The 22,467-nt window shown below is 57.9% G+C and carries 11 protein-coding genes and 2 pseudogenes; 6 read left to right on the forward strand and 7 right to left on the reverse strand.

The window, feature by feature from the left end; all coding sequences use genetic code 11:
- Nucleotides 1-15: 15 nt before the first annotated feature.
- The gene (locus tag AO064_RS01575) at nt 16-792 is read left to right on the forward strand and encodes a LexA family transcriptional regulator (protein ID WP_015886088.1); all 777 of its coding nucleotides are present in this window, start codon (nt 16-18) and stop codon (nt 790-792) included.
- A 324-nt stretch (nt 793-1,116) separates the two neighbouring features.
- Nucleotides 1,117-1,563: pseudogene (locus AO064_RS01580) on the forward strand (tyrosine-type recombinase/integrase); the annotation flags it as partial.
- 172 nt (nt 1,564-1,735) lie between these two features.
- Here AO064_RS01580 and AO064_RS01585 read toward each other — a convergent pair.
- The 5 genes from AO064_RS01585 to AO064_RS01605 all read right to left on the reverse strand — a co-directional run bounded on the left by AO064_RS01585 (nt 1,736) and on the right by AO064_RS01605 (nt 17,441).
- Nucleotides 1,736-11,830, reverse strand: a complete 10,095-nt coding sequence (locus AO064_RS01585) for a calcium-binding protein (protein ID WP_122256250.1) — start codon at nt 11,828-11,830, stop codon at nt 1,736-1,738.
- Nucleotides 11,831-11,883: 53 nt separating this feature from the next.
- Nucleotides 11,884-12,267 (reverse strand): hypothetical protein, encoded by a 384-nt coding sequence (locus AO064_RS01590; protein WP_064052206.1) that lies wholly within the window; start codon nt 12,265-12,267, stop codon nt 11,884-11,886.
- 37 nt (nt 12,268-12,304) lie between these two features.
- Nucleotides 12,305-13,729, reverse strand: a complete 1,425-nt coding sequence (locus AO064_RS01595; RefSeq protein WP_064052207.1) for an HlyD family type I secretion periplasmic adaptor subunit — start codon at nt 13,727-13,729, stop codon at nt 12,305-12,307.
- Nucleotides 13,730-13,734: 5 nt separating this feature from the next.
- Nucleotides 13,735-15,876 (reverse strand): type I secretion system permease/ATPase, encoded by a 2,142-nt coding sequence (locus AO064_RS01600; protein ID WP_064052238.1) that lies wholly within the window; start codon nt 15,874-15,876, stop codon nt 13,735-13,737.
- Nucleotides 15,877-16,046: 170 nt separating this feature from the next.
- The gene (locus AO064_RS01605) at nt 16,047-17,441 is read right to left on the reverse strand and encodes a TolC family outer membrane protein (RefSeq protein WP_064052208.1); all 1,395 of its coding nucleotides are present in this window, start codon (nt 17,439-17,441) and stop codon (nt 16,047-16,049) included.
- A gap of 123 nt (nt 17,442-17,564) precedes the next feature.
- On the opposite strand from AO064_RS01605, the pseudogene AO064_RS31105 reads away from it, so the two are divergent.
- Together AO064_RS31105 and ycaC are read left to right on the forward strand one after the other, a co-directional pair.
- A pseudogene (locus tag AO064_RS31105) lies at nt 17,565-17,675 on the forward strand (tyrosine-type recombinase/integrase); the annotation flags it as partial.
- Nucleotides 17,676-17,944: 269 nt separating this feature from the next.
- A complete protein-coding gene (gene ycaC, locus AO064_RS01610; protein ID WP_064052209.1) occupies nt 17,945-18,577 on the forward strand; it encodes an isochorismate family cysteine hydrolase YcaC in 633 nt (210 codons plus the stop codon).
- 50 nt (nt 18,578-18,627) lie between these two features.
- Here ycaC and AO064_RS01615 read toward each other — a convergent pair whose 3' ends face one another.
- Nucleotides 18,628-19,947 (reverse strand): sensor histidine kinase, encoded by a 1,320-nt coding sequence (locus AO064_RS01615; RefSeq protein WP_082893853.1) that lies wholly within the window; start codon nt 19,945-19,947, stop codon nt 18,628-18,630.
- 179 nt (nt 19,948-20,126) lie between these two features.
- Entirely contained in the window at nt 20,127-21,209 is a 1,083-nt protein-coding gene (locus AO064_RS01620; protein WP_064052210.1) for a PDDEXK nuclease domain-containing protein, read from the reverse strand.
- Between the two features lie 211 nt (nt 21,210-21,420).
- On the opposite strand from AO064_RS01620, the gene AO064_RS01625 reads away from it, so the two are divergent.
- Together AO064_RS01625 and AO064_RS01630 are read left to right on the forward strand one after the other, a co-directional pair.
- Entirely contained in the window at nt 21,421-22,065 is a 645-nt protein-coding gene (locus tag AO064_RS01625; protein WP_064052211.1) for an NAD(P)H-dependent oxidoreductase, read from the forward strand.
- Entirely contained in the window at nt 22,004-22,384 is a 381-nt protein-coding gene (locus AO064_RS01630) for a MerR family transcriptional regulator (RefSeq protein ID WP_015886094.1), read from the forward strand. Before AO064_RS01625 ends, AO064_RS01630 begins: the two co-directional genes overlap by 62 nt.
- Nucleotides 22,385-22,467 lie beyond the last annotated feature (83 nt).

A 22,467-nucleotide genomic window follows, 5' to 3' on the forward strand; every position in this document is an offset into this window, starting at 1 on the left:
GTAAACTCTGCGTTTATGAATACATCAGGTGATCGTTTAAAAGCGCTACTGCGGGAAGTTCATCTTTCCGCCTCCGACTTCGCCAAAAACCGTGGTGTCACGCCTCAACACGTGAACAACTGGTTCAAGCGCGGTGTACCCATGGGTCGACTCAACGAGATCGCAGAACTGCTGTGCATCTCCAGCCGTTGGCTGCGCACCGGCGAAGGCCCCAAACACCCACCGGCCAACTTCCTGCTGGAAGGCCCGGACACCCGAAAAGGACTGCCCACCACCCGCGAAGGAAGCGGCAAATACCTCACAGGCCCCGCCTGTCTCCCGGAAAAAATCGACGTGGAGATCGACCTCCACCCTTCATTCACCTCAACTGAGCGCATCCGCGTCTCCCTGCACACCCTCCAGACCCTCACCGTAAACCCCGACCGCGCCCTGGGCGCCTACATGGTCGACAACAGCATGATCGACATCATCCAACAAGGCGCCACCCTCGCCATCGACCGAGGCCGCACCCAAATCATCGACGGCGAGATTTACGCGGTAGAGCACGACGGCATGCTGCGCATCAAGTACCTCTACAACCGACCCGGGGGTGGTTTGCGCATGCGCAGCCACAATGCTGGCGAGCATCCCGACGAGTACCTGACTCATGAGCAACGTTTCGAGCAGAACGTCGAGATCCTGGGCTGGGTATTCTGGTGGTCCACACTGAACAACCGTCGCCCGCCCGTGCCGCTGGATGAGCATTTAATCGGCTGGGAAGGCTCTAAATCGGATCCGGAGGTGGGCATTTGAAATGAATGTGGGTATTATGCGCCGCACATTTGGCAGGGGGTGGCCTGACGCTATCCACCCTGCTCGGCGAAGCGGAGGAGTTCCCGCGGATGCCCCTACTATTCAGCCAGACGCGATGTGGGCTGAGCGATTTGAAGGCTGGTGAGGCTTGTCAAAAACAAGCTGAAGCAGTCCCCGAGAAGCCGGCCACAAGCCGGCTTTTTAATTGCCCGAAATAATCCTATCCCATCCGAGAATCTCTCCTGATAGCTTAGCTATTCCGGGGCTTTCAGGCATTCCTCTGTCCGATGGTGTTCATCGCCATTCGACCTCATCCGACGATGAAGTAGGGTGGTGAGGTTTGCTCGTTGGGATGAGTTTGATTTGGAAGCGGGTACTTGGTCGCTGCCAGGTGAGCGAATGAAGATGCGGGTAGCTTTCGTAATTCCGCTTGCCGAGGAAGTCGTAAAGCTGGTGAAGGGCATTCCACGAGACGAGGGAAGCGCCTTTCTATTTCCAGGCCAAGGCAAATCAGGAGTTATGCATGCAAACGCAGTACGAACGCTCCTGCATGACTTGGGGTACAAGCACATTACGCGACACGACTTTCGATCCTCGTTCAGAGATTGGGCAGGGGAATGTACTCACTATCCACGTGAGGTTTGCGAAATGGCATTAGCACACGACGAGCGTGACCAAACCGAAGGCGCGTATTCGCGCTCAGACTATCTCGACAAGCGCCGTCAACTCATGAATGTTTGGGTGAAATTCCTGATCAAGTTTCCGGCCTAACAGCCTTTTTTCCATAACGAGGGTACCTGGATCAAAAATTGATGGCAGGTCACTTCGTCTATTGAAGATATGGTTCAAGACTTATCAGATTCAAGCAATACGCCAACCTCCTATCACCCGCGCTATTTTGAGAATCTAACTGCCGCGCCTTTGGGCGCGGCAGTTAGGGATGCTATTGCCAGTTGCTGGCAATCACTGCATTCAACGACGTTTGATAGTTCTGTGGCAATGAGGTCTCGCCCGGTGCCGGTGGGGCGAAAGCGGCCATGGCACCTACCAACTGATCTACCTGGTTTTCCAACAGGACTTTGCCATCGGCGGTACGGAACTGCTCGATATGCTGGGCCTTCTCCCACGTGCCCGGTCCCCAGAAAGACCAACTGGAGATAGTGACTTTATCGGCGGTGCCAATGACACTCACCTCCAAGTCGTTGCCATTCTTGCTGAACCAAAGTTGATTGGCGGAAATACCGGCACCGAACTGCAACACATCGGTGTTGGCGTCCGGGTCAAAATCGTCGATGTCATCCTGACCATCTCCACGCTCGAATCGATAAAGATCATTACCGCGATCCCCACTCAATTGATCATTGCCAGTCCCACCCACCAATGTGTCGGCGCCGGTGCCACCATACAACCGATCATCGCCCGCGCCACCCAGCAAGGTATCGGAGCCTGCATCACCTTGCAGCTCATCGGCCCCGTTGCCACCCGACAGTGTGTCGTTGCCACCCAACCCGTAAAGTTTGTCATCGCCGTCAAGGCCACTTAACGAGTCGGCCAGTGCATCCTCGCCAAACAGCGCATCGTTGCCCGCGGTTGCCGTACCTTTGGTCATGCTCTTGATGGTGTCGGCATTCCAGAGGGTTCCGTCGTCGAATTGGATCTGCTCGATCCGATACGCGCTGTTGGAGAACCAGCTGGAGGCGGTCAGCTTGTCGGTTGTCCCTGCAATGCCTAGATAGAGGTTGCTGGCGTCACGACTGAGTTGGATATCGGACGGTTTGAGACCTGCTCCTACCTTGATCGTATCCAAGTTACCCACCGAAGAGTCGTAGTCACTTATCCAATCCTGCCCGACCCCGCGGTAAAACAGATAGGTATCGTTACCGGCATCGCCGTAAAGGGAGTCATTGCCGGCGCCACCATCGAGCGTGTCCATGCCCGCGCCACCAAAGAGCTTGTCGCTGCCAGCGCCACCGTTCAGTGTGTCATTGCCCGACAATCCATAGAGCGAGTCATCACCACCCAGTCCATTCAGGATATCGGCACTGGACTCGTCGCCTTGCAGGACATCATTGCCCTCACTCGCCACGCCCTTGGACAGGGTCGTCAGGGTTGCGGCGTCCCAGAGCGTGCCGTCGTCGAACTGAACCTGTTCAACCTGCGAGTCCGTGGAAAGGAACCATTCGTTGACGGTCAGCTTGTCGGTGGTACCAAGGATCGTCAGTTCCAGGTTGTAGCCCACGCGAGCAACCTTGATATCGCTTGGGCTGATCCCTTGGGCCAACTTGATCACGTCAAGATTGCCCCTGGTCCAGTCACGATCGGAAATCAGGTCCTGGCCACCACCACGCTGGAAGAGATACGTGTCGTTGCCGGAGCCGCCGTACAGCAAGTCATTGCCCGCCCCGCCGTCCAGCGTATCCAGCCCCATCCCACCGTCAAGCGTATCCTGACCCGCTCCGCCGTTGAGCACATCGTTGCCGGCTAGGCCAGACAACTTGTCATCACCGTCAAGCCCGTCCAACCGATCGTTGGCTTCGTCGCCAATCAGCGTATCGGCGCCATGGGTGGCGACCTCTACCGACAGGCGCTTGAGATCGCTGACGGACCAGACGGTGCCGTCTACGAACTCGACGCGTTCAACCTGATAGTTGGCGTCGGTGTAGCTGTAGATGGTCATCCGGTCAGTGGTGTTTTTGATGGTGAGGTAAACATCGCTCCCCTCGCGCTTGACGATGACATCGTCGGGATTGATGTCGGCAGCGACCTTGATCGTATCGCTGTTTCCGGCGGTCGAATCGAACTCGCTGATCCTGTCCTGGCCCATGCCTCTGTAGAACAGATAAGTATCGTTGCCTGCGCCCCCCGACAATTGATCGCTGCCGACACCGCCATCAAGGCGGTCATTGCCGTTATCGCCGCTCAGATAATCGTTACCCGCACCACCATTAAGGATGTCATTGCCATCCCCCCCTCCCAGCGAGTCGTTACCGGCGCCGCCTTCGAGCCTATCGTCACCTGCCTCGCCGTAGACCTTGTCGTCACCCTCAAGCCCATCGAGGACATCGGCGCCGCTGTCACCGTACAAGGTATCGGCACCGCTGCTGGCGACGCCTTTGGTCATTTGTTTCAGGACATCGATCCCCCAGACCGTTCCATCGGCGAACTCGACGCGCTCCACGATGTAATTCGAACTATTGAAGAAGGTGATCGACAATTTATCGGTCGTGCCTTTGATCGCCAGCGTGAGGTAAGTCTGGTCCCGGCTGACGATCACATCTGCCGGAGCAATATCGGCCGCGACCTTGATCGTGTCGACGTTGCCGACAGTCGAGTCAAAATCGGTGACGCTGTCCTGGCCCATACCTCGGTAGAACCGATAGGTGTCATTGCCAACGTCGCCACGCAGATTGTCATTGCCGGCACCACCGTCCAAGGTATCGTTGCCGTTGCCACCGTAGATCCAGTCGGCCCCATCACCGCCGTTCAGCACATCGTTACCGTCCCGACCGTAAATCGAGTCATCACCGCCCAGCCCGTTGATGACGTTGCCCGAGGCATCGCCGTTGAGGCTATCGGCAGCTGCGGTGCCGTTGGTGACGGCTTGAGCATTGATCACGATATCGAACACGTCACTTGCCACGGCTGCAGACAGGTCCACGGCTAAGACCTTGACCGAGACGCTTCCAGCCTGCGTGGGCGTGCCACTGAAGGTTCGAGTGGCCGCATCGAATACCAGCCACGCAGGAAGCGCCGAACCGTTGGCCAGCGTCGCCTGGTAGGTGAGCCGGTCCCCTGCATCGATATCCGTGAACGTGGTTGCCGGCAGCGCGAACGTCAAAGGTGCTCCCTCGACGACAGATTGGTCGGCAATGGCCTTGACCAAGACCGGTGCGTCGTTGGTTTTGCTGATCTGGACTGCAAAGCCATCGCTGACAGACAACCCCGCTTTGTCGGTTGCCGTGACCCGGATCGCCACATCACCCACCGCGTCATTACCAGGCGTCCCGCTGAACGTGCGAGTCTTGGCGTCAAAACTCAACCAGGCAGGCAATGGCTTGCCGTCGGCAAGGGTTGCGCTCAGTTGGAGAGCGTCGCCCGTATCCGCGTCGACAAAGGCATTGGCCGCGAGCGTCAGGACGAAAGCGCTGTCCTCGGCGACCGTCTGGTCGACAATCGCTGTCGATACGGTTGGCGCCCGATTGGCCTGGGTCGACAGCGTCGCGGTGTTCCATACCGTCCCGTTGGCGAACTCGATGCGCTCGACGCTATGACCGCGGGCGGCCGTCCAGCCGGAGATGATTTGCTGGCCGTCATTCAGGCGCAGCACCATACCCTGGGCTGAATGGTCAACAGCGACATCGCTTTCCTTGATACCCGCTTCGAACACGATGGTGTCAATACCGCCAGCAGCGTCCAGGTCTTCACTTATGTGGTCCTGGCCATGGCCGACGCCGAATACGTAGCGGTCGTCACCTCTGCCACCTTGCAGGAAGTCGTTGCCAGCAGCCCCATACAAGCGGTTATTGCGCTCATTGCCGATCAGTTCGTTCGACAGCTCATTGCCGCTGGCATTCAAAGCAGGACCGGACAAGGTCAGTGCCTCGACATTGGCCGCCAGGGTGTAGTCGATGGTGGAAATAATCTGGTCATTGCCACCGTTGAGGTCCTCCACGACTGCGTCACCGGCGTTATCCACGAAGTACGTGTCGTTGCCCAAACCACCGATCATCCGGTCTGCACCTTGGGCGCCGTCGAGACGGTTGTCGGCAACGTTGCCACGCAGGACATTGTTGGCCGCGTTACCCGTGGCATTGATCGCCGCGGTACCGGTCAGACCCAGGTTTTCCAGGTGGTTGGCGAGCGTAAAGGAGACCGAGGAATTGACGGTATCGGTGCCCGCGCCTTCGGATTCGACGATCCGGTCGGAACCGTCATCAACCACATAGGTATCGTCGCCCAGGCCGCCGATCATCACGTCGGAGCCGCCAGCACCATTGAGGATGTTGTTTGCGCTATTGCCAACCAAACGGTTGGAGAGCTCGTTACCGGTCCCATTGATGGCGGCACTGCCCAGCAACTGCAAAGACTCCACCTCACTGGCCAGGACATGGCTGACACTGGACTTGACCACGTCATAGCCACCGCCTACGACTTCCTTGATGACATCCCCCGCGTTATCGACGATGTAGGTATCGTCCCCCATCCGCCCTTCAAGGACATCGGCGCCTGCGCCACCGTCAAGCGTGTTGCCTCCGGCATCGCCGATCAGCAGATCATTCGCGCCGGTACCGCTCAGCAACACCTTGGGCTGTGTGACCGCCTGGCCGAAAATGAAATTGGTCGCAGAGAGCTGCCCAGCAGTCACGCCTTTAAGCGTGATGTACTGAGTACCGCTGGCCATCGTGCCCAGCCAGACCCTGAGATACTGCTCGCCATCGACCGTCACGGTGCTGAAGTTCAATTCAGCAAAGCTATGTACCGCGCGAATCTGCGAAAGATCGATCTTCTCGTTGGGATTGGTGACTTCGAAGTCATCGATCAGGTTGCCCATGATGCCCTGCGAGGCACTGGCCAGTAGGTCTTCGACCAGCACAAAACGGTCATTACCGGCACCGCCCGCAACGGAGGCACCGGTGTGCGTGGCGGCCCCGCTCAGGTTGATATTCGGTGAGAGCAAGGTTGTAAAGGCATGGTCCTCGACGGCCTGGTCACCCTCGAGGTAGAGCACATCGTTACCGGCGTCACCGCCCAGGTAATCCAGCCCGACATCGCCACGCAATACATCATCGCCGGCGCCGCCACGAATGACATCGTAACCTTCGCCGCCGCTGATAATGTCATTGCCACCCACGGTCGAGGCCGTCGAAGATTCTCCAACCAGTACATCGTCACCCTGGCCACCCACGATCGTATCGGCACCGATGCCGCCAAACACGCGTTCGCCGCTATCGTTGGTCCAATACAGGAAGCCACCGGTCACATCCGGCAAATTGCGCTCGGTGCTGGCACCGCTGACGCCAAAACCGTACCCCGAGGCCCGCTCCAACTGACTCAGGCGCACACCGTCCGGAATATTGACGAAATTGCGTAGCGTCAAACCTTCGGACTGAACGTTCTTGAGGAGCAGAACTTGCCCATCCGCCAGGCTCAACCGAGTATCGGCGCCCTGCTGGGTAATGGTCGCCGTCGTATAGACGTCAGCGTCAAAGCCGGACAGCACGATCCGGTCAGTACCGACCACAAAATCAGTAATGGTGTCGACATCTCCCGCAGCCTTGTCGATCACGAAATAATCCGTATCAGCGCCGCCGGTCAAGGTGTCGTTGCCCTTGCCACCGATGAGCGTATCGACGCCTGCACCACCCGACAGCACATCACCACCTCGGCCACCGGAGAGATGGTTGTCCGCAGCGTTACCGATCAACGTATCGGCGAATTCGCCCCCGATCAGGTGCTCGATCTGCGCGGCATTGGCGATCGCCAAGTGAGCGCCGGCCAGAGTGGCCTCGCCTTTGGACAAATCAATCACGCTGGCGCTGGAGATCGCCGCCGCGTTGATCGTGTCCTGGCCACCGTCGGTGTCGTCAAGCGCATTGCGCCCGCCCAAAGCGGCCAGTTGGGCGTACTCGTTGGTATACACATACTGGTCGTCAATCGTGTCGCCCTTGCCGTAGACGTTCAGGCTCCAACTGTTGAGCGTCCCGGTATCGCCGGTCACGCTATCGATCACTTGCAGCGTCCAGTTCCCTTGCACCGCTTCGCCACGCAGCAGAGTCGTGCCAAAGACATAGTTCAAGGTGTTCTGGCCGTTAAAGTCGGCATTCCCACGATCCGTCGCCGCGCTGCCCGGGGCTTTGCCCGGGCGATTCATCAGGATGGATTCGGTGCCCGACGGCGAGATCAACTTGAGGATCAGGTCTCCTGGCCGCGCATGGCTCAGGTTGACCTTGACCTCGACATGCTCGGCCAGGATGTCGGCAGCACCCATCGTCAGCGAATGGCTGATGCCCGCGCCCTGTCCGTCGGTGATCGCGCGGTTGAGCGCGCCGGATTCCAGCGGGGTCGTCAGGCGGAGTTCGTTACCCAACGTCTGCTGGGTGTTCCAGGTTTCCGCCAAACGCACGGCGGCCAGGGCATCGACTTCGCCATAACCATAGTCGTGGCTGACGTGCATGCCGCCGCCGTTCCAGTTCTGGCTACCGTTGGTCTGCCAGGAGGTCGTGGGGTCGTTCACCTTGCGGGCCGAAATCGCCAGGATCTGCTGCACATCGCGATAACCCAGCTCCGGATTGGCTTCCAGCATCAAGGCCACGATGCCGGAGACGATGGGGGCTGCGAAGCTAGTGCCTTGGGAAACGCTGGTGTCGCCACCGAACGTGGACCCGTTGTCGTTCTGTACCAAGCGTGAGGTCGACGTGACGTTCGAGCCTGGCGCGCTGACCAGGATGCTGGCGCCAGGACTGGAGAACGGCTTGCCGCCCAGCTGCAACGCACCCAGGTCGGTGGTGGCGTTGATCGCGCCGACCACGATGCTGCTGCGCGTGTTAGAGACGTTCGAGTAGTTGGTGTTGCCGCCCTTCTCCCGATCGTTGCCACCCGCCGTGACAATCACCGTCCCCAAACCGTGGCGTCCTTCGTCGATGGCCTGGTGATAAGCCGTCGGCAACGTTCCCAGCTCGGTGGGGCTGAACTTCAGGTCGAAGTGAAAGTTGCTGCCCCAGCTGTGGTTCACCACATCGTATTCATACATGTGGGACATGTTGCTGAAGTCGTCTTTATTGACCCAGTAACCGGCCACCGTGGCGTCGTAGGCGACACCGACACTGCCCTCGCCATTGCGAGCGGCGACCATCACCCCGGCGACCAGGGTCGCGTGGTCGCTGAACTTGCCACCGCTGCCCTCGCCCGCCATCTGCCCCGGCGTGGCATTGGCCAGCCAGTTCTGGTCGATGTTGTCCTTCAGGTCGGCGTGTCGGTAATCCAGGATCTCCTTGGTGGTGCCGAACGGACTGTTGGTCTCGATCTCGGCGATCCTGACACCTTTGCCGGTGTAGTCCTTCCAGACCGGCAGGATATTGGCCTGGGACAGGTACCACTGATCGGTCACCAGTGGATCGTCGGGCAGGTCCGAAGTCTTCAAATAGACAGCGGCACGCATCGTCGCGCTTTCGCCGGTGCCCATGTTGATGATAGTACTGGCCTCGTTGCCCTTGGCATCGGCGACGGTGTACTTGAAGCCCATGATGCCGGTGAAGGTCGCGTCCGGCGTGAACAGCACGTCACCGGCCTGCGTTACGACGGCCGTTCCGCCCACCACATCGAACAAGCCGGTGATGTGCAGCGCGTCATGCTGCCAATCGATGTCGTTCTGCAGCAGTTGTTCCTTGCCAATCAAGTGCGCGCTGGTGCGCTCGAACTCGACACCGCTTTTATCCTTGCTCAGGACATCCTTGACCAACAGCGCACTCTCCATGCCCTCGCTGGTCGCGGTCGGGATCTCCACCAGCTTCAGGTTCTTGAAGTTGGCTTTTTCGACGTTCTGCAGGAAATCCGTACCGTCGCGGCCGGCCACGGTATCGCTGATCCAGACGCCTTCGGCGGTCCGGGTAATGCGGTAATCGCTAAAATCGCCGGACAACTCGATGACGTCTACACCGTCACCGCCACTGATCGTATCGTCACCCTCGCCGCCGATCAGAACATCGTCGCCGGCGCCGCCACTCAGGTTATCGTCCTCCAGACCGCCATCGATAAGATCGTTGCCTTCCCCGCCCATGAGCTGATCTCGCCCACGGTGACCGCGCAGGACATCATTACCGGCACCGCCGTTGATGAAGTCATCGCCATCCTCGCCGGATAAGGCATCGTTGGCCGACCCACCTACCAGGACATCATCACCTTCACCACCGCGCATATAGACCGTGCTGTGTCCGCCGGCGATAAAAACGTCATTACCCCGGCCGCCCTGCGCGATCTCGATTTCAGCCTCGGTCAGATTGAGGGTGACACCTCGGTCGCCAATCACCTGAACAATATCGGTACCGGCACCGCCGTGGATATTGACCGCCAGATCATCGGCGTCGATCAACAGCACGTCGTCCCCGGCACCCGCATGGAAGCTGTCACTGCCTTGCCCGCCGGCCAACCAGTTACTTCCGGCATCGCCAAGCAGGACGTCGCGACCCACTCCACCACTGGCATTGCTGACGCCCTTTTGCGCGACATCAATGGTTTCCCCTGACGTAGAGGAAGAGGCATAAGCGCTGACCGGGGCTACCTCACCCCCGCCCTGAGTCGAAACGACAGTGCCATTGCCACTGGCGCTGAAAGTATGACCGTTGGGGTTGGCCAGGAAATTGGCCGCAATCGCTTCCTTATTGATACCGTTTTGCACAAACGTGCCACGGGCCAACACTTCGTTGCCATCGCGGACTTCGCCGTTTTGCACGATGTTGGCGAGATTGATACTGGTAATGCCAAGCTCGCCCAAGGTGCGAACTTCGCTGGCCTCCCCGGCATCGACGGCATTGTTGCCGTTGCTATCTACCCAGCTTTTACCATCGTGATTCGCGTCGACCCACACCTTCACGCTGGACCAGGCGTCATCACGATTATCGAAAAGGTTGTCGCCATTGCTGTCGAGGCTTTTCAGCGCGGCAAAACCATTGGCAAAAGGCTTTTCTCCCGTGTTGCCACCCGCGCCCGCCGCCCCGCCGAAGTACTCGGAAAGAGTTTCACTGATGTTGTCGATCTTGCCATTGTTGTTGCGATCGACAACGACGATTCCGTCCTGCGCACTGACCCAGCCGGTTTCCTCAAGGCTGCTGCCGTCATTATCGACGTCGAAGAGCACCGGGTTGCTGAGATAGTCAGTCAACCGAACGCCGTCACCATTGAGATCAAGCACCAGCGGGTCAGTCGGAAGCGTCAGGCGTGCCTGGGCATTACCGGAATTGAGCCATGCGCCGGCCTGCCCTGAGTTACTGCCGAATGAAATACCGTTGCTGGCACCGCGCAGGCTGAAATCGAACACTTCCTTGACGGTGTTCACGTTACCCGGCCGGTAACCATCGGCGAGAATCTGCGTCGCCGCAGCAGCAAAGGTGTTGTTGACCCAACTACCTTGCATCTGATTGACGTTCAGCTTGTTGGGATCATAGGTGATTGCCCAACCACCACCGCTGCGGACCAATCCATCTGCCACTTGTGCGGCGCTTTGCTCGTGGTCTGTTGCGCCTTTTTCTATAACCGCGCCAGCATTATTAATGTTGAGCTGAAAGAAGTTATCGCTGACGGCCGGGATGGAAACAACACCCACATATTTTTTAATTTGCTCGGCATTCTCAAGATAGACTTCCCCGCCACTGACACCGCCACCCGGCTTGGGCGCATATTGAGCGCCCGGGGATTCTGCAGCAAACTTATCCGCTCGTTCGGTCGCCCATTCCTTCCCGTTGTTGTAATAGGTGATCAGAACGGCATCTTGGGTGTCTTGGTCATAGGAGCTCCACGCAGACGAGGCTCGGGAGGAATAAAAGGCCTGGCCTTCCTGCAACATCAGCGCTGCGAATTTCAGACTCAAGACATTGTCTTGGTCCGAAAGATCGTTGACCAACAACTTGTAATCCTGATTATAATTTTTTATCTCTAACGGATCCGCATCAGGATTATTATCAGTATATGTCTTTAGCAGATCAATAGCCGTCAAAATCTTGATATTACCGGGCCCTACATCATTGAGCACGGGATTGTCCATTTTGATAGTAATCTTGCCTATCAAGCCTGCACTGACAACATCCTTTAAAATCTGCTGACTGGACTTCGTAGCTTCATAATTTCTCTGAAGTTCATCATGACTGTATCGACTAACAAGTTCCGTTTGAACCTGATCGACCAGACCAACAGATTCATACTCCTCGCCAATAGCTCCCAATATCGCTTGAGCCGTGACGTCTGGAGCACCTAACGCCCTGGCCACTTCCTTAGCTTTTTCAGAGTTGTTTTTTATATAGTCGAACGTAGACCCGCTAAACGACATCGCTCAATTCCCTATGATTAAATTATTAAAACCCGCATTTTAAAATGCACTTATCAAGACCCATCCCAAAGAAAAATGATATTTCCAAGAAAGAGACCATGAGCAACTATTGAACTGATTGACACCCAAAGCCCACACATCTTCAAATAGTCTTTTTTCAGCACCACCCCGAGCAAAAAAAGAATTCCACCCAGCCAGCCGAGCTGGGCAAACGCTAGCGCTTCTATAACAAGCATCACTGGCGCCCACATGTCTCCCCCGGCGCCATAAATCCAGTAAAAAAAACAATAAAATGACAGTGGAACGCTACACCCCCCTACAACCAGGTACGATACACGGGCAAGTTTTATCTTAATTGCCAAAAGCATGACCAAGATCAGACTCAAGTAAACAACACCCGCATCTAGACTTCGAAAAAAAACCTTAAGCTCATCCATTAAAACCTCGTCTGCCCATCTCTGAACTTAGACACGCTTAGCGTTCCCGTAAACTCTCACCCGCATACTGCTGCAACGGACTCAGGAAATAATCAATCACCTTCCGGCGATCCGTCTTCACTTCCACCGTCACCGACATTCCGGGAGACAACGGCACTTTTTTCCCGTGGACAAGAATGGAGTCCTGCAACAAACGAATGCGGCTGCTGTAGATCAAGCCACGCTTCTCGTCTTCGATCGCATCGTTGGAAACGCTGACTATTTCACCCTCGACCGTGCCGAACTTGGTGAAGGTAAAGGTTTCGACTTTCACCGTGGCAGGCTGGCCCTGGCGGACAAAACCGACGTCCTTGTTCTCCAGCATGGCCTCGACTTCCATCGGTTGGTCATTGGGCACGACCACCATCAGCGGCTGGGCCGCCGTCACCACGCCGCCCACGGTATGAATTGCCAGTTGCTGTACGGTGCCATCCACCGGCGCGGTCAGGCTCATCAGGTGATCGCGTTGTTCGGCCTTCTTGAGTTCTTGTGCCAACGCCGCCGCTTTCTGTTCTGATTGCTGTTGCAAATCGAGCATTGCCCGGCGGGTCTGGGCGAGGATGCCCTGGCGCCGCCGCTCGGCTTCCTTGCGGCTGGCATTGAGCTCAATCACGCGCGCTTGCTGCACGGCCATGTCCCGCTCCTGGTCCAGCAGGGCCTGTTGTTTTTCCAGGTAGGCGTGGCGAGGCACGTATTGCTGGTCGAGCAACTCTCGATAGTCTTGGGCCAAGCGACGGGTGATCGGCAGTGTCTGTTGCACAGAAGCAACCATCGCCTTGGCCGATTGGATTTCCGCCGTGCGCTGCTCGACTTCGGCATCGACCTGGTCCAGGGAGCTGCGCAGTTCCAAGTATTGCCCCTGGAGCCAGCGTTGTGCGGCCATCACTTGCGGCGGATCCGCCTGAAGCAGGTACGTGGCAAGTGAGCCGGGTTCCTTGCCACTTTGAATCGCCTCAAGCAACGCCGTGGCCCTGGCGCTGTCCACCTCGGCCGCCAGCAAGTCACTCTTGAGGCGATTGACGTCGGCGCTGGTCGCACTGGTGTCCAACTCCACCAGGACATCCCCGGCCTTGACCCATTGCCCGTCGTAGACCCGGATGGCTTTCACCACCGCCACTTCGCTCGGTTGGATGGTCTTGCTCTTGCCGCTTGCCACGACCTTGCCGCGCGCCGTGGCGACGACTTCGATTTCACCCACGCAGGCCCACAAAAGCGCCAGCGCGGCGAAGCCCATGATGGTCCATTGGATGTAACGTGGCGCCGGGTGAGCAGGTTGATCCTGCAAGGCGAGCGCGGCCGGCAGGAACTGGACTTCGTGGGCAAGCCGATTCGGCGTGTCCAACTGTTTACGATGGTGCCATGCCTGGCGCCAGGCAGTCCGATAGCGTCGCAACAACGCACGTGTTGCTGAGGGTTCGCTCATGGCAACTATCCTTGTTGCAAACGGTGCAAGCGAGAATAGTGTCCCGCTTGATGGGCAAGGAGCTCGTGGTGAGTTCCCTGTTCGACGATCTGTCCCCGATCCATGACGACAATCCGGTTGGCATCGCGCACCGCCGAAAGCCGGTGGGCGATGATGATCACAGTTCGCCCCTTGCAGATGGCCTGCATGTTCTGCTGGATGATCCGCTCCGACTCGTAGTCCAGCGCACTGGTCGCTTCATCGAAAATCAGGATTCGCGGGTTGCCGATCAATGCTCGGGCGATCGCTACGCGCTGACGTTGTCCGCCAGACAACGAAGCGCCGTGCTCACCGACCACCGTGTCGTAGCCCTCGGGCAACTCAAGAATGAAGTCATGGGCCCCGGCCATTTTCGCCGCTTGCATGACCGCTTCCAGAGGCGCGCCAGGATCGGTCAATGCGATGTTCTCGCGGATGCTGCGGGCGAACAGCATGTTGTCCTGCAACACCACGCCGATCTGTCGGCGCAGTGAAGAAACATCGGCCAACGCCAGGTCCATGCCATCGACTAGGACACGGCCGCGCTCCGGGACAAAGAGACGCTGCAGCAGGCGGGTCAGTGTGCTTTTGCCGGAGCCGGAGCGTCCGACGATGCCGATCACCTCTCCAGCGCCTATTTCCAGGCTAACGCTGCGCAGCACCTCGGAACCATCGGGGCGATAACGGAAATGCACCTGGTCGAATTCAATCCGGCCCTTCAATGCAGGCAATGCACTGCGGGTCGCCTGGGACATCTCGGTCCGGGTATTGAGAATATCCCCCAGGCGTTGGACCGAAACACCGGTCTGCTGGAAATTGGTCCACAGTTGAGCCAGGCGCATGATCGGTTGCGCGACTCGGCCCGCGAGCATGTTGAAGGCAATCAATTGGCCCACCGACAGTTGCCCGTCAATCACCAGCCGGGCGCCGAGCCACAATGTCGCGACAGTGACCAATTTGCCGATCAGGGACACACTTTCATTGGCGATCGTGGACAAGGTCTGGGTCTTGAAACCCGCACTGACGTAGGCCGCCAGCTGGTTGTCCCATTTGCGGGTGATCTGGGGTTCGACCGCCATGGATTTCAATGTATCGATGCCGTTGACCGTCTCCACCAGAAAGGCCTGGTTCTCGGCGCCACGGGCGAAGCTTTCGTTCAATCGGGCGCGCAGCACCGGCGTAACCAACAGGGAAACCACGATGTACAACGGCAGTGACAGCAGCACTATCAGCGTCAACCAACCGCTGTAGAAAAACATCACGGCGATGAACACCACCGAAAACAGGACATCCAGCACCAACGTAATGGTGTTGCCGGTGAGAAAGCTGCGGATGTTCTCGAGTTCACGAACCCGAGCGACCGAGTCGCCAACCCGTCGCGCCTGGAAATAGGAGAGAGGAAGCGTCACCAGGTGCCGGAATAACTTGGAGCCTAATTCAACATCGATGCGACTGGCTGTATGAGCGAACACATAACTGCGTAGCCCACTCAAGACCGTTTCGAACAGCATGATGCCCAGCAGACCAATGGCAATCACATCCAGCGTGGTGAGCCCGTGGTGCACCAGCACCTTGTCCATGACGACCTGGAAGAAAAGCGGGGTCAATAACGAGAATATCTGCAGGACGAAAGAAACCAGCAGTACTTCACCCAGTAGCTTTCGATATTTGACGATGGCGGGGATAAACCAGGTGAAATCGAACTTGGACAGCTCCCCTGCCAACGACGACTGGGACCGTATGAGGATCAACTCGCCGCCCCAGCGCGCCTGAAGCTGTTCGGCGCTGAGCATCTCGGGGCGCTGGGATCGGGGGTCATGAATCAGGATTTTTTCCTGGTCCATACGGGCAATGATGAAAAATCCGCCGTCACTGGCGCAGGCAATCGCAGGCAAGGGCGTTTGCCCGAGCCGTTCGAACGTGGTGCGGATAGCCTTGGCCTTGAGGTCAACCTGACGCGTGGCCAGCAGTATTTCGGCTTTGCCGAACAACTGCCCTTCAGCCACGTATTCGTGGGTAAGCTGTTCTGGTGAAACGGCAACGTTGTGAAAACGAGCCAACATGGCCAGACAGGCCAGCCCGGTGTCCAGCGCCGCCGATGGCCCTGGAGAAGTACCTTGTTCTTGCATAAACGCTTCCATGCGGAAAATTCATTAGCGAGCCCCTATGACTTCCTTGGGTGGGGCACGATGTTCCGCTTGGCGCCAAGGCCCGAGGCAAGAACGATATCAAAACAACATTATTCGAATTGTCGATCTCTGTCGACTAGGACCCGACTTCTAACGCCTGTACCAGAGCCTTACATCAGATCAGGGGGAAGAAAATCACGCTGCGGCTGGTAGTCGGCCTTCAGATATTGGGCAAGCTCTTGCAGGTCGTTGGCACTCAACGTGCCGGCGGCCTGTTTCAACCGCAGGGTATTGAGAATGTAGTCGTAACGTGCGTCGTTGTAATCACGTACAGACCTGAAGAGTTGACGTTGGGAATTGAGGACGTCGACGGTGTTACGGGTTCCGACATCCGCGCCGACTTTGGACGCTTTCAAGGATTTCTGGCTCGACAGGATCGTCTGCCTTCGGGCTTTTATCTGTTGGATGTCCGAGTTGACGGCGCGGAAATAGTTACGGGTATTGAGGACCACTTCCCGGCGCTGGCTTTCTCTCAACTCCTCGCTTTGCGTCAGCCGCTGATAGGCCTCATGCGATTGGGAACTGACGCGCCCCCCGCTATAGAGCGGAACAGTCACTTCCACGGCGACACTGCTCTGGGCAACATTGCCACGATACCCATCCCGACCAAAGTCAGTCGGGTTGCTGTAGCCAAAACTGTCATTATCGCCCTTGCGATAAGAAGCCACCGCGTCGACCGTTGGCGCATGCCCGGATTGACGCTGACGCACGCGTTCTTCGGCGGCCTCGACGGCATAGTTGCTCGCCAACAGCATCAGGTTCTGCTCGACAGCGCCTTCCACCCACGACTTCGTATCATTGGGCATCGGCGCCAGCACTGGCAACCGATGTTGCATGCCCTCGATACTGGCGTATTGCTGGTTGGTCAAATTCACCAGTTGCTCGAAAGCGTCTTCGACCTTGCGCTGCGCCAGTTGGCGATTGGCTTGGGCATTATCGAAAGCAGACTCAGCATCCAGGACATCCGTGATGCTCGACAGTCCACCCTTCAAACGTGCTTGCGCCTGATCCATCTGCTGCTTGAGCGCGGTCTCCTCAGCTTCCGATGCCGCCAGCTCATCCGTGGCACGCAATGTTTCAAAATAGGCCTCCGCCGTCTGCAGAATGAGTGCTTGCTCTTTGGCCGACAATTCCAGCGCCGCCTGCACAATGCTGGCCTTGGCAGCCTTGAATTCATACCAGAATGCTGCGTTGACCAAGGGTTGTTTCAGGTTGGCCTGAATCGTATTGCCGCTGCGCACTCGTTCAAGCCCTGGCTCGTCACGCGACAGGCGAGTGGCTTCAAACGTAGCGCCGGTGCTGATCATCGGTAATAGATTGGCCCGTGCCTGCGGCACCAGTTCTAGTTGCGCAGCGTAATCGGCACGGGCTGCAGCCAGATCGGAGTTATGCGAAACAGCCTGACGATAGACCGCCATCAGCTCGGCCCGCTCAGCTGTCGGCGCGGAAAATACGAACGAAGGGAACAGACAGGCGAACAACAGAATGTGTTGAGCGCGACTCATGAACAAATCCTTTTGAATGACGCGAAAGCAGCGGAAAATCGGCAGCTGCCCCGATGGGGCGCCGAAATTAAGATAGACCGCGTCGAAGGTCAAGCACTCAAGCCTGAGTGACAAAATGGAGATGTGATTCCGCTTGCCGAGGAAGTCGTAAAGCTAGTGAAGAGCTTAGAGCGAGGAGAGAGCCCGTTTCTATTTCCAGGTCAGGGCAAGTCAGGAGTCATGCACGCAAACGCTAGCGAAGTCCGGGCGACTAAACCCGTTCACGGAATAGGCAGTGACAAACCGCAGCCTAGTCGCGGGATTTTGCTGGCGCAAGCGGCTGGGATTCTCTAGGAAACGTCCTGCAAATGAAAGGGATCGGTACTGCTGGCCATGCAAGCATTGTCTCCTATGAGTTGACTGTATTACCTATTTCACCCGATTTATCCCTCGCCACCCACCCATTAATCTATGCCCATGTTGAACGCAACGCCCTTCCCTACTTAAACAAAAAGGATTCAACCATGAGCACTGCAACCTACAACCGCTTGAACAAAGACGACGCCATCGTTCTGCTGGTCGACCACCAAACCGGCCTGATCTCCCTGGTCCAGGACTTCTCGCCCAACGAGTTCAAGAACAACGTGCTCGCCCTGGCCGACCTGGCCAAGTTTTTCAACCTGCCGACGATCCTCACCACCAGCTTCGAGCAAGGCCCCAACGGCCCGCTGGTACCGGAGCTGAAAGAGATGTTCCCGGATGCGCCGTACATCGCGCGCCCTGGTCAGATCAATGCGTGGGACAACGAAGACTTCGTCAAGGCGATCAAGGCCACCGGCCGTAAGCAGATCATCATTGCCGGCGTGGTCACGGATGTGTGCGTAGCGTTCCCGACGTTGTCGGCGCTGGCGGAGGGGTTTGACGTATTTGTGGTGACCGATGCGTCGGGCACCTTCAACACCACGGTGCAGCAGGCGGCGTGGAGCCGGATGACGCAAGCCGGTGCGCAGTTGATGAACTGGTTTTCGGTAGCGTGTGAGTTGCAGGGCGACTGGCGCAACGATATCGAAGGCCTGGGGAATCTGTTGTCGCAACGTATTCCCAACTATCGCAACTTGATGAATGGTTATTCGGCGTTGACGGCTCGCAAGGACTAAGCAAACCGCTGCATACCAAAGCCTGCCCTTAAAAGCAGGCTTTCGGCGTTTCAGCCGACGGGCAGGTTGGCGTCGATACGGCCAAGGGCACGCAGATAGAGGTTCATCGTGGTGCCGGCGCCTGGGGCGGTTTGCACTTTGACCGTGCCTCCCGCGCGTTGGGCGAACTCCAATACCTGGGACAACCCAAGGCCGGTGCCTTTGCCCGCGCATTTGGTGGTGAAGAACGGCTCGAAGACCTGGGCAGCCAGTTCCTCGTGCATACCGGGGCCGTTGTCGGTGATGCTAAGCAGCAGGTAATTACCCGCAGCCAGCGCTTCGTCCTGCTCGACGCTGACCAGCCGTGAACGGATGTGCACGCGGCCATTGCCGCCCAGGGCATCGCGGGCGTTGGCCAGCAGGTTGATCACCGCGGCGCTCAATTGTGCCTCTTCGCACAATACACCGGTGCCGGCAGCCGCCAGGTCGAGGGACAGTTCGACCCCGTCCGAGACCGTCCGCAGCAACACGTCACGCATGCTTTCAAGGCGCTCATTGACGTCGATGCACATCAAGTTGGGGCTGTCGTGACGCACGCTGGTCAGCAGGTGATTGACCAGCAAACGGCCTTGATCCACCGCTTGCAGGCCGGCATCGCTGAAGCGCTCGACGTCGTCCGGGCGGCGCGCGCGCAATCGCACCATCTGCAAGCTGGCACTCAACGCTTGCAGGAGGTTGTTGAAGTCGTGGGCGATGCTGGCCGCCACCATGCCAAGCGACGAAACCCGCTTGGCATGGTGCATGAACTGTTCGGCCTGGCGCCCCAGCGCCTGCGCTTGAGCAAGTTCGTGTTCGAGGTGCCGGGCACGCAATTCCCGCTGTTCACTGAGCAGACGCAGTTGCAGCAACGAGGCGGTTTGCCGGGCCAGCGCCAACAAGGCATTGTGTTGCGCGACCGTCAGCGTGCGGGCCCGGGTATCGATGACACAGACCGTGCCCAGTGCAAAACCACGATCATCGCGAATCGGTGCGCCCGCGTAAAAGCGGATATACGGCGGCCCCAACACCAGCGCGCTGTGTTCGAAACGCGCGTCCAGGGCGGCGTCCTCGACCACCAGCACCTCATCGGGAGACAGGATGGCGTGCGCGCAAAACGCCAGGTCGCGGTGCGTCTCACGAACGTCGAGGCCGATACAGGCCTTGAACCACTGGCGCTCCTTGTCCACCAGCGATACCAACGCAATCGGTACGTCGCACAGGTTGGTTGCCAGCAACACAATGTCATCAAAACCAGGTTCAGGTGCGCTGTCCAGGATGCCCAGATGTTCCAGGGACCGGAGGCGCTCCTGCTCGTTGGCGGGGAGCGGGGCAGGAAGATGAGGCATCTGCATACGTCGCGGTCGGGTCCAGGGAAAAGAATGATGCTCGGCGAAGCACGGCGCAGCAAGGTAAATGAAGAGAACCTTATTTCCGTGCCTCAGTCAGGCAGCCTTCGAAGGTTAGTTGTGTTTTTTTGGCGCTCCGGCGGTAAACGGTGTGAATGAAGCCGTTGCTTAGAAGCACTGAGCGATTATTCGTTCCCAGCCTGGATGGGTGACTCTTTCTCTTGAACGGGAGCACCGTCACCGGCCAACTCACGCTCGATCTGTTCAATAGTCGGCAGGCTGGTTTGCAGTTCCGCCGGCAACGACTCGACCCGTTGATATTCAGCCACACCGATTGGCCGAGTGTGATCACGCAGAGCGTATTCGGCGACGACTTTATTTTTGCTCTTGCACAGCAGCAGGCCGATGGTGGGACCGTCCTGTGGGTGCCGGAACTGGGCATCCACGGCCGCGAGGTAAAAACTCAATTGCCCCAGATGCTCAGGCTTGAACCTGCCGGCCTTGAGTTCGATCACCACGTAGCAGCGCAACTTCAGGTGATAGAACAGCAGGTCGACAAAGAACTCGTCACCGCCTACATCCAGGCGCATTTGTCGGCCGACAAAGGCAAAGCCCGCACCCAGCTCCAACAGAAAATCGGTGACGTGCTTGATCAAGGCGCTCTCGATATCACGCTCATGCGCATCCGCAGTCAGGCTGAGAAAATCAAAGCGATAAGGATCTTTGAGGGACTCGCGCGCCAGATCGGATTGAGGCTTGGGCAGATGGCTCTCGAAATTGCTCACGCCATTGCCGCTGCGCTCCAGCAGGCGGGCCTCAATCTGGATGACCAGCACATTGCGCGACCAGTTGTACTTGATTGCCTGGGAGGCGTACCAGCGGCGGGTTTCGGGACCGGGGAGTTTGTCCAGCAGGACTAAATTATGCCCCCAGGGCAATTGTGCAGCAGCTTGTTGCACAAACTCCACATCTGGCCAAGCCTCCGCAAAAGCGCGCATGTACTTGAGATTACGCGGTGAAAACCCCCTCATCTCCGGGAAGGCGGCCCGCAGATCCTGCGCAAGGCGCTCAATAACCTTGGCGCCCCAGCCCTGCTTCGCTTGGCGGGTCAGGATATCGTTGCCGATCTGCCAGTAAAGCAGCACCAACTCGCGGTTTACCGCCAGCGTAGCGCGCTGCTGAGCGGTATGAATGCGACTTTTGAGATCGACCAGCCAATCGTGGTAACCCTCGGGGGCCGTGGTCACACCAATCGATCTCTCTTTCATGCCTGGCTCACTCTCGTATTAGCAACGGGAGGAAGCCTAGCCAGGGGATTTTGCTCTCACAAGCGCTGGAACCCGCATCAGGAAGGCGCTTGCGAAGGACTCGGAATCGTCCTACTGGCAATTAAAAATCGTCCCCTCTCGGCGTCAAATCTTGACTCTCCCCTATACGGCAGCCCCTACCCTGAGCCTCTTTTTTTCCAGGACACTCTCCGTGGCTCATCGCACCCTGCTCATCCTCGGCCACCCCTCCAGCACCAGTTTCTGTTCGGCCCTCGCAGACACCTGCACCCAATCGGCGAAAAACGCCGGCCATGAGGTACGTGTGCTACGCCTGGGTGAAATCGCTTTCGACCCGGTGCTTCACAGCGGCTACAGCGACATTCAAGCCTTGGAGCCCGATTTGCTCAGCGCCCAGTCCGACATCCTCTGGGCGACTCATCTGGTATTTGTTTTTCCGATCTGGTGGGGCGGTATCCCGGCGTTGATGAAGGGTTTCCTCGACCGCATCTTCCTGCCCGGTTTTGCCTTCAAATACCGAGCGGGCAAGGCATTCCCTGACAAACTGCTGCAAGGACGCACCGCGCACTTGTTAGTGACCCTGGACACGCCCCCGTGGTATTACCGCTGGGTCTATCGCATGCCGGGCATTCACCAGATGCGTGCGACTACGCTGGCGTTTTGCGGTATCAAGCCAATCAAGACCTTGATGTTCGGGCCGATACTGGGGTCTACACCCGCGCAGCGGGCGAAGTGGCTGAAGCAAGCCGGCGGACTATTTGAAAAAGGGAGTTTTCATGTACATCGGCAAAGCCGCGCAGTTGGCGGGCACCACCATCAAGGCGATTCGTCACTATGAGGCGATCGGCCTGTTGCCGCCGCCGCAGCGCCAGGGTCAATACCGGGTGTATTCGGAGCAAAGCGTTGAGCTGCTGATGTTTATCAAGTGCGCGCAGCAATTGGGGTTCAAGCTCAAGGAGTTGCAGGAGATTCTTGCAGGCCACGTAGGCGATGTATTGCCCTGGGAGCGGGCGGACCAGGCAATCGCCGAGAAGAAACACGAATTGGCCACTCAGATTGCAGCACTGCAAAAGACGCAGGCAGGATTGCTTGCGTTCGAAGCCCAGCTAAAGGATGCAGAAGGCCGCTGCGCTCAACCGGCCACAACGTCTGCCTGAGTGGACGATGAGCCGAATAGGAGGCACAATCGGCTCACTACATGAGCCGAATAACGTTTTTATTCGGCTCACGCAACCAGGTA

This window comes from Pseudomonas marginalis (assembly GCF_001645105.1).
GTDB lineage: Bacteria > Pseudomonadota > Gammaproteobacteria > Pseudomonadales > Pseudomonadaceae > Aquipseudomonas > Aquipseudomonas petroselini.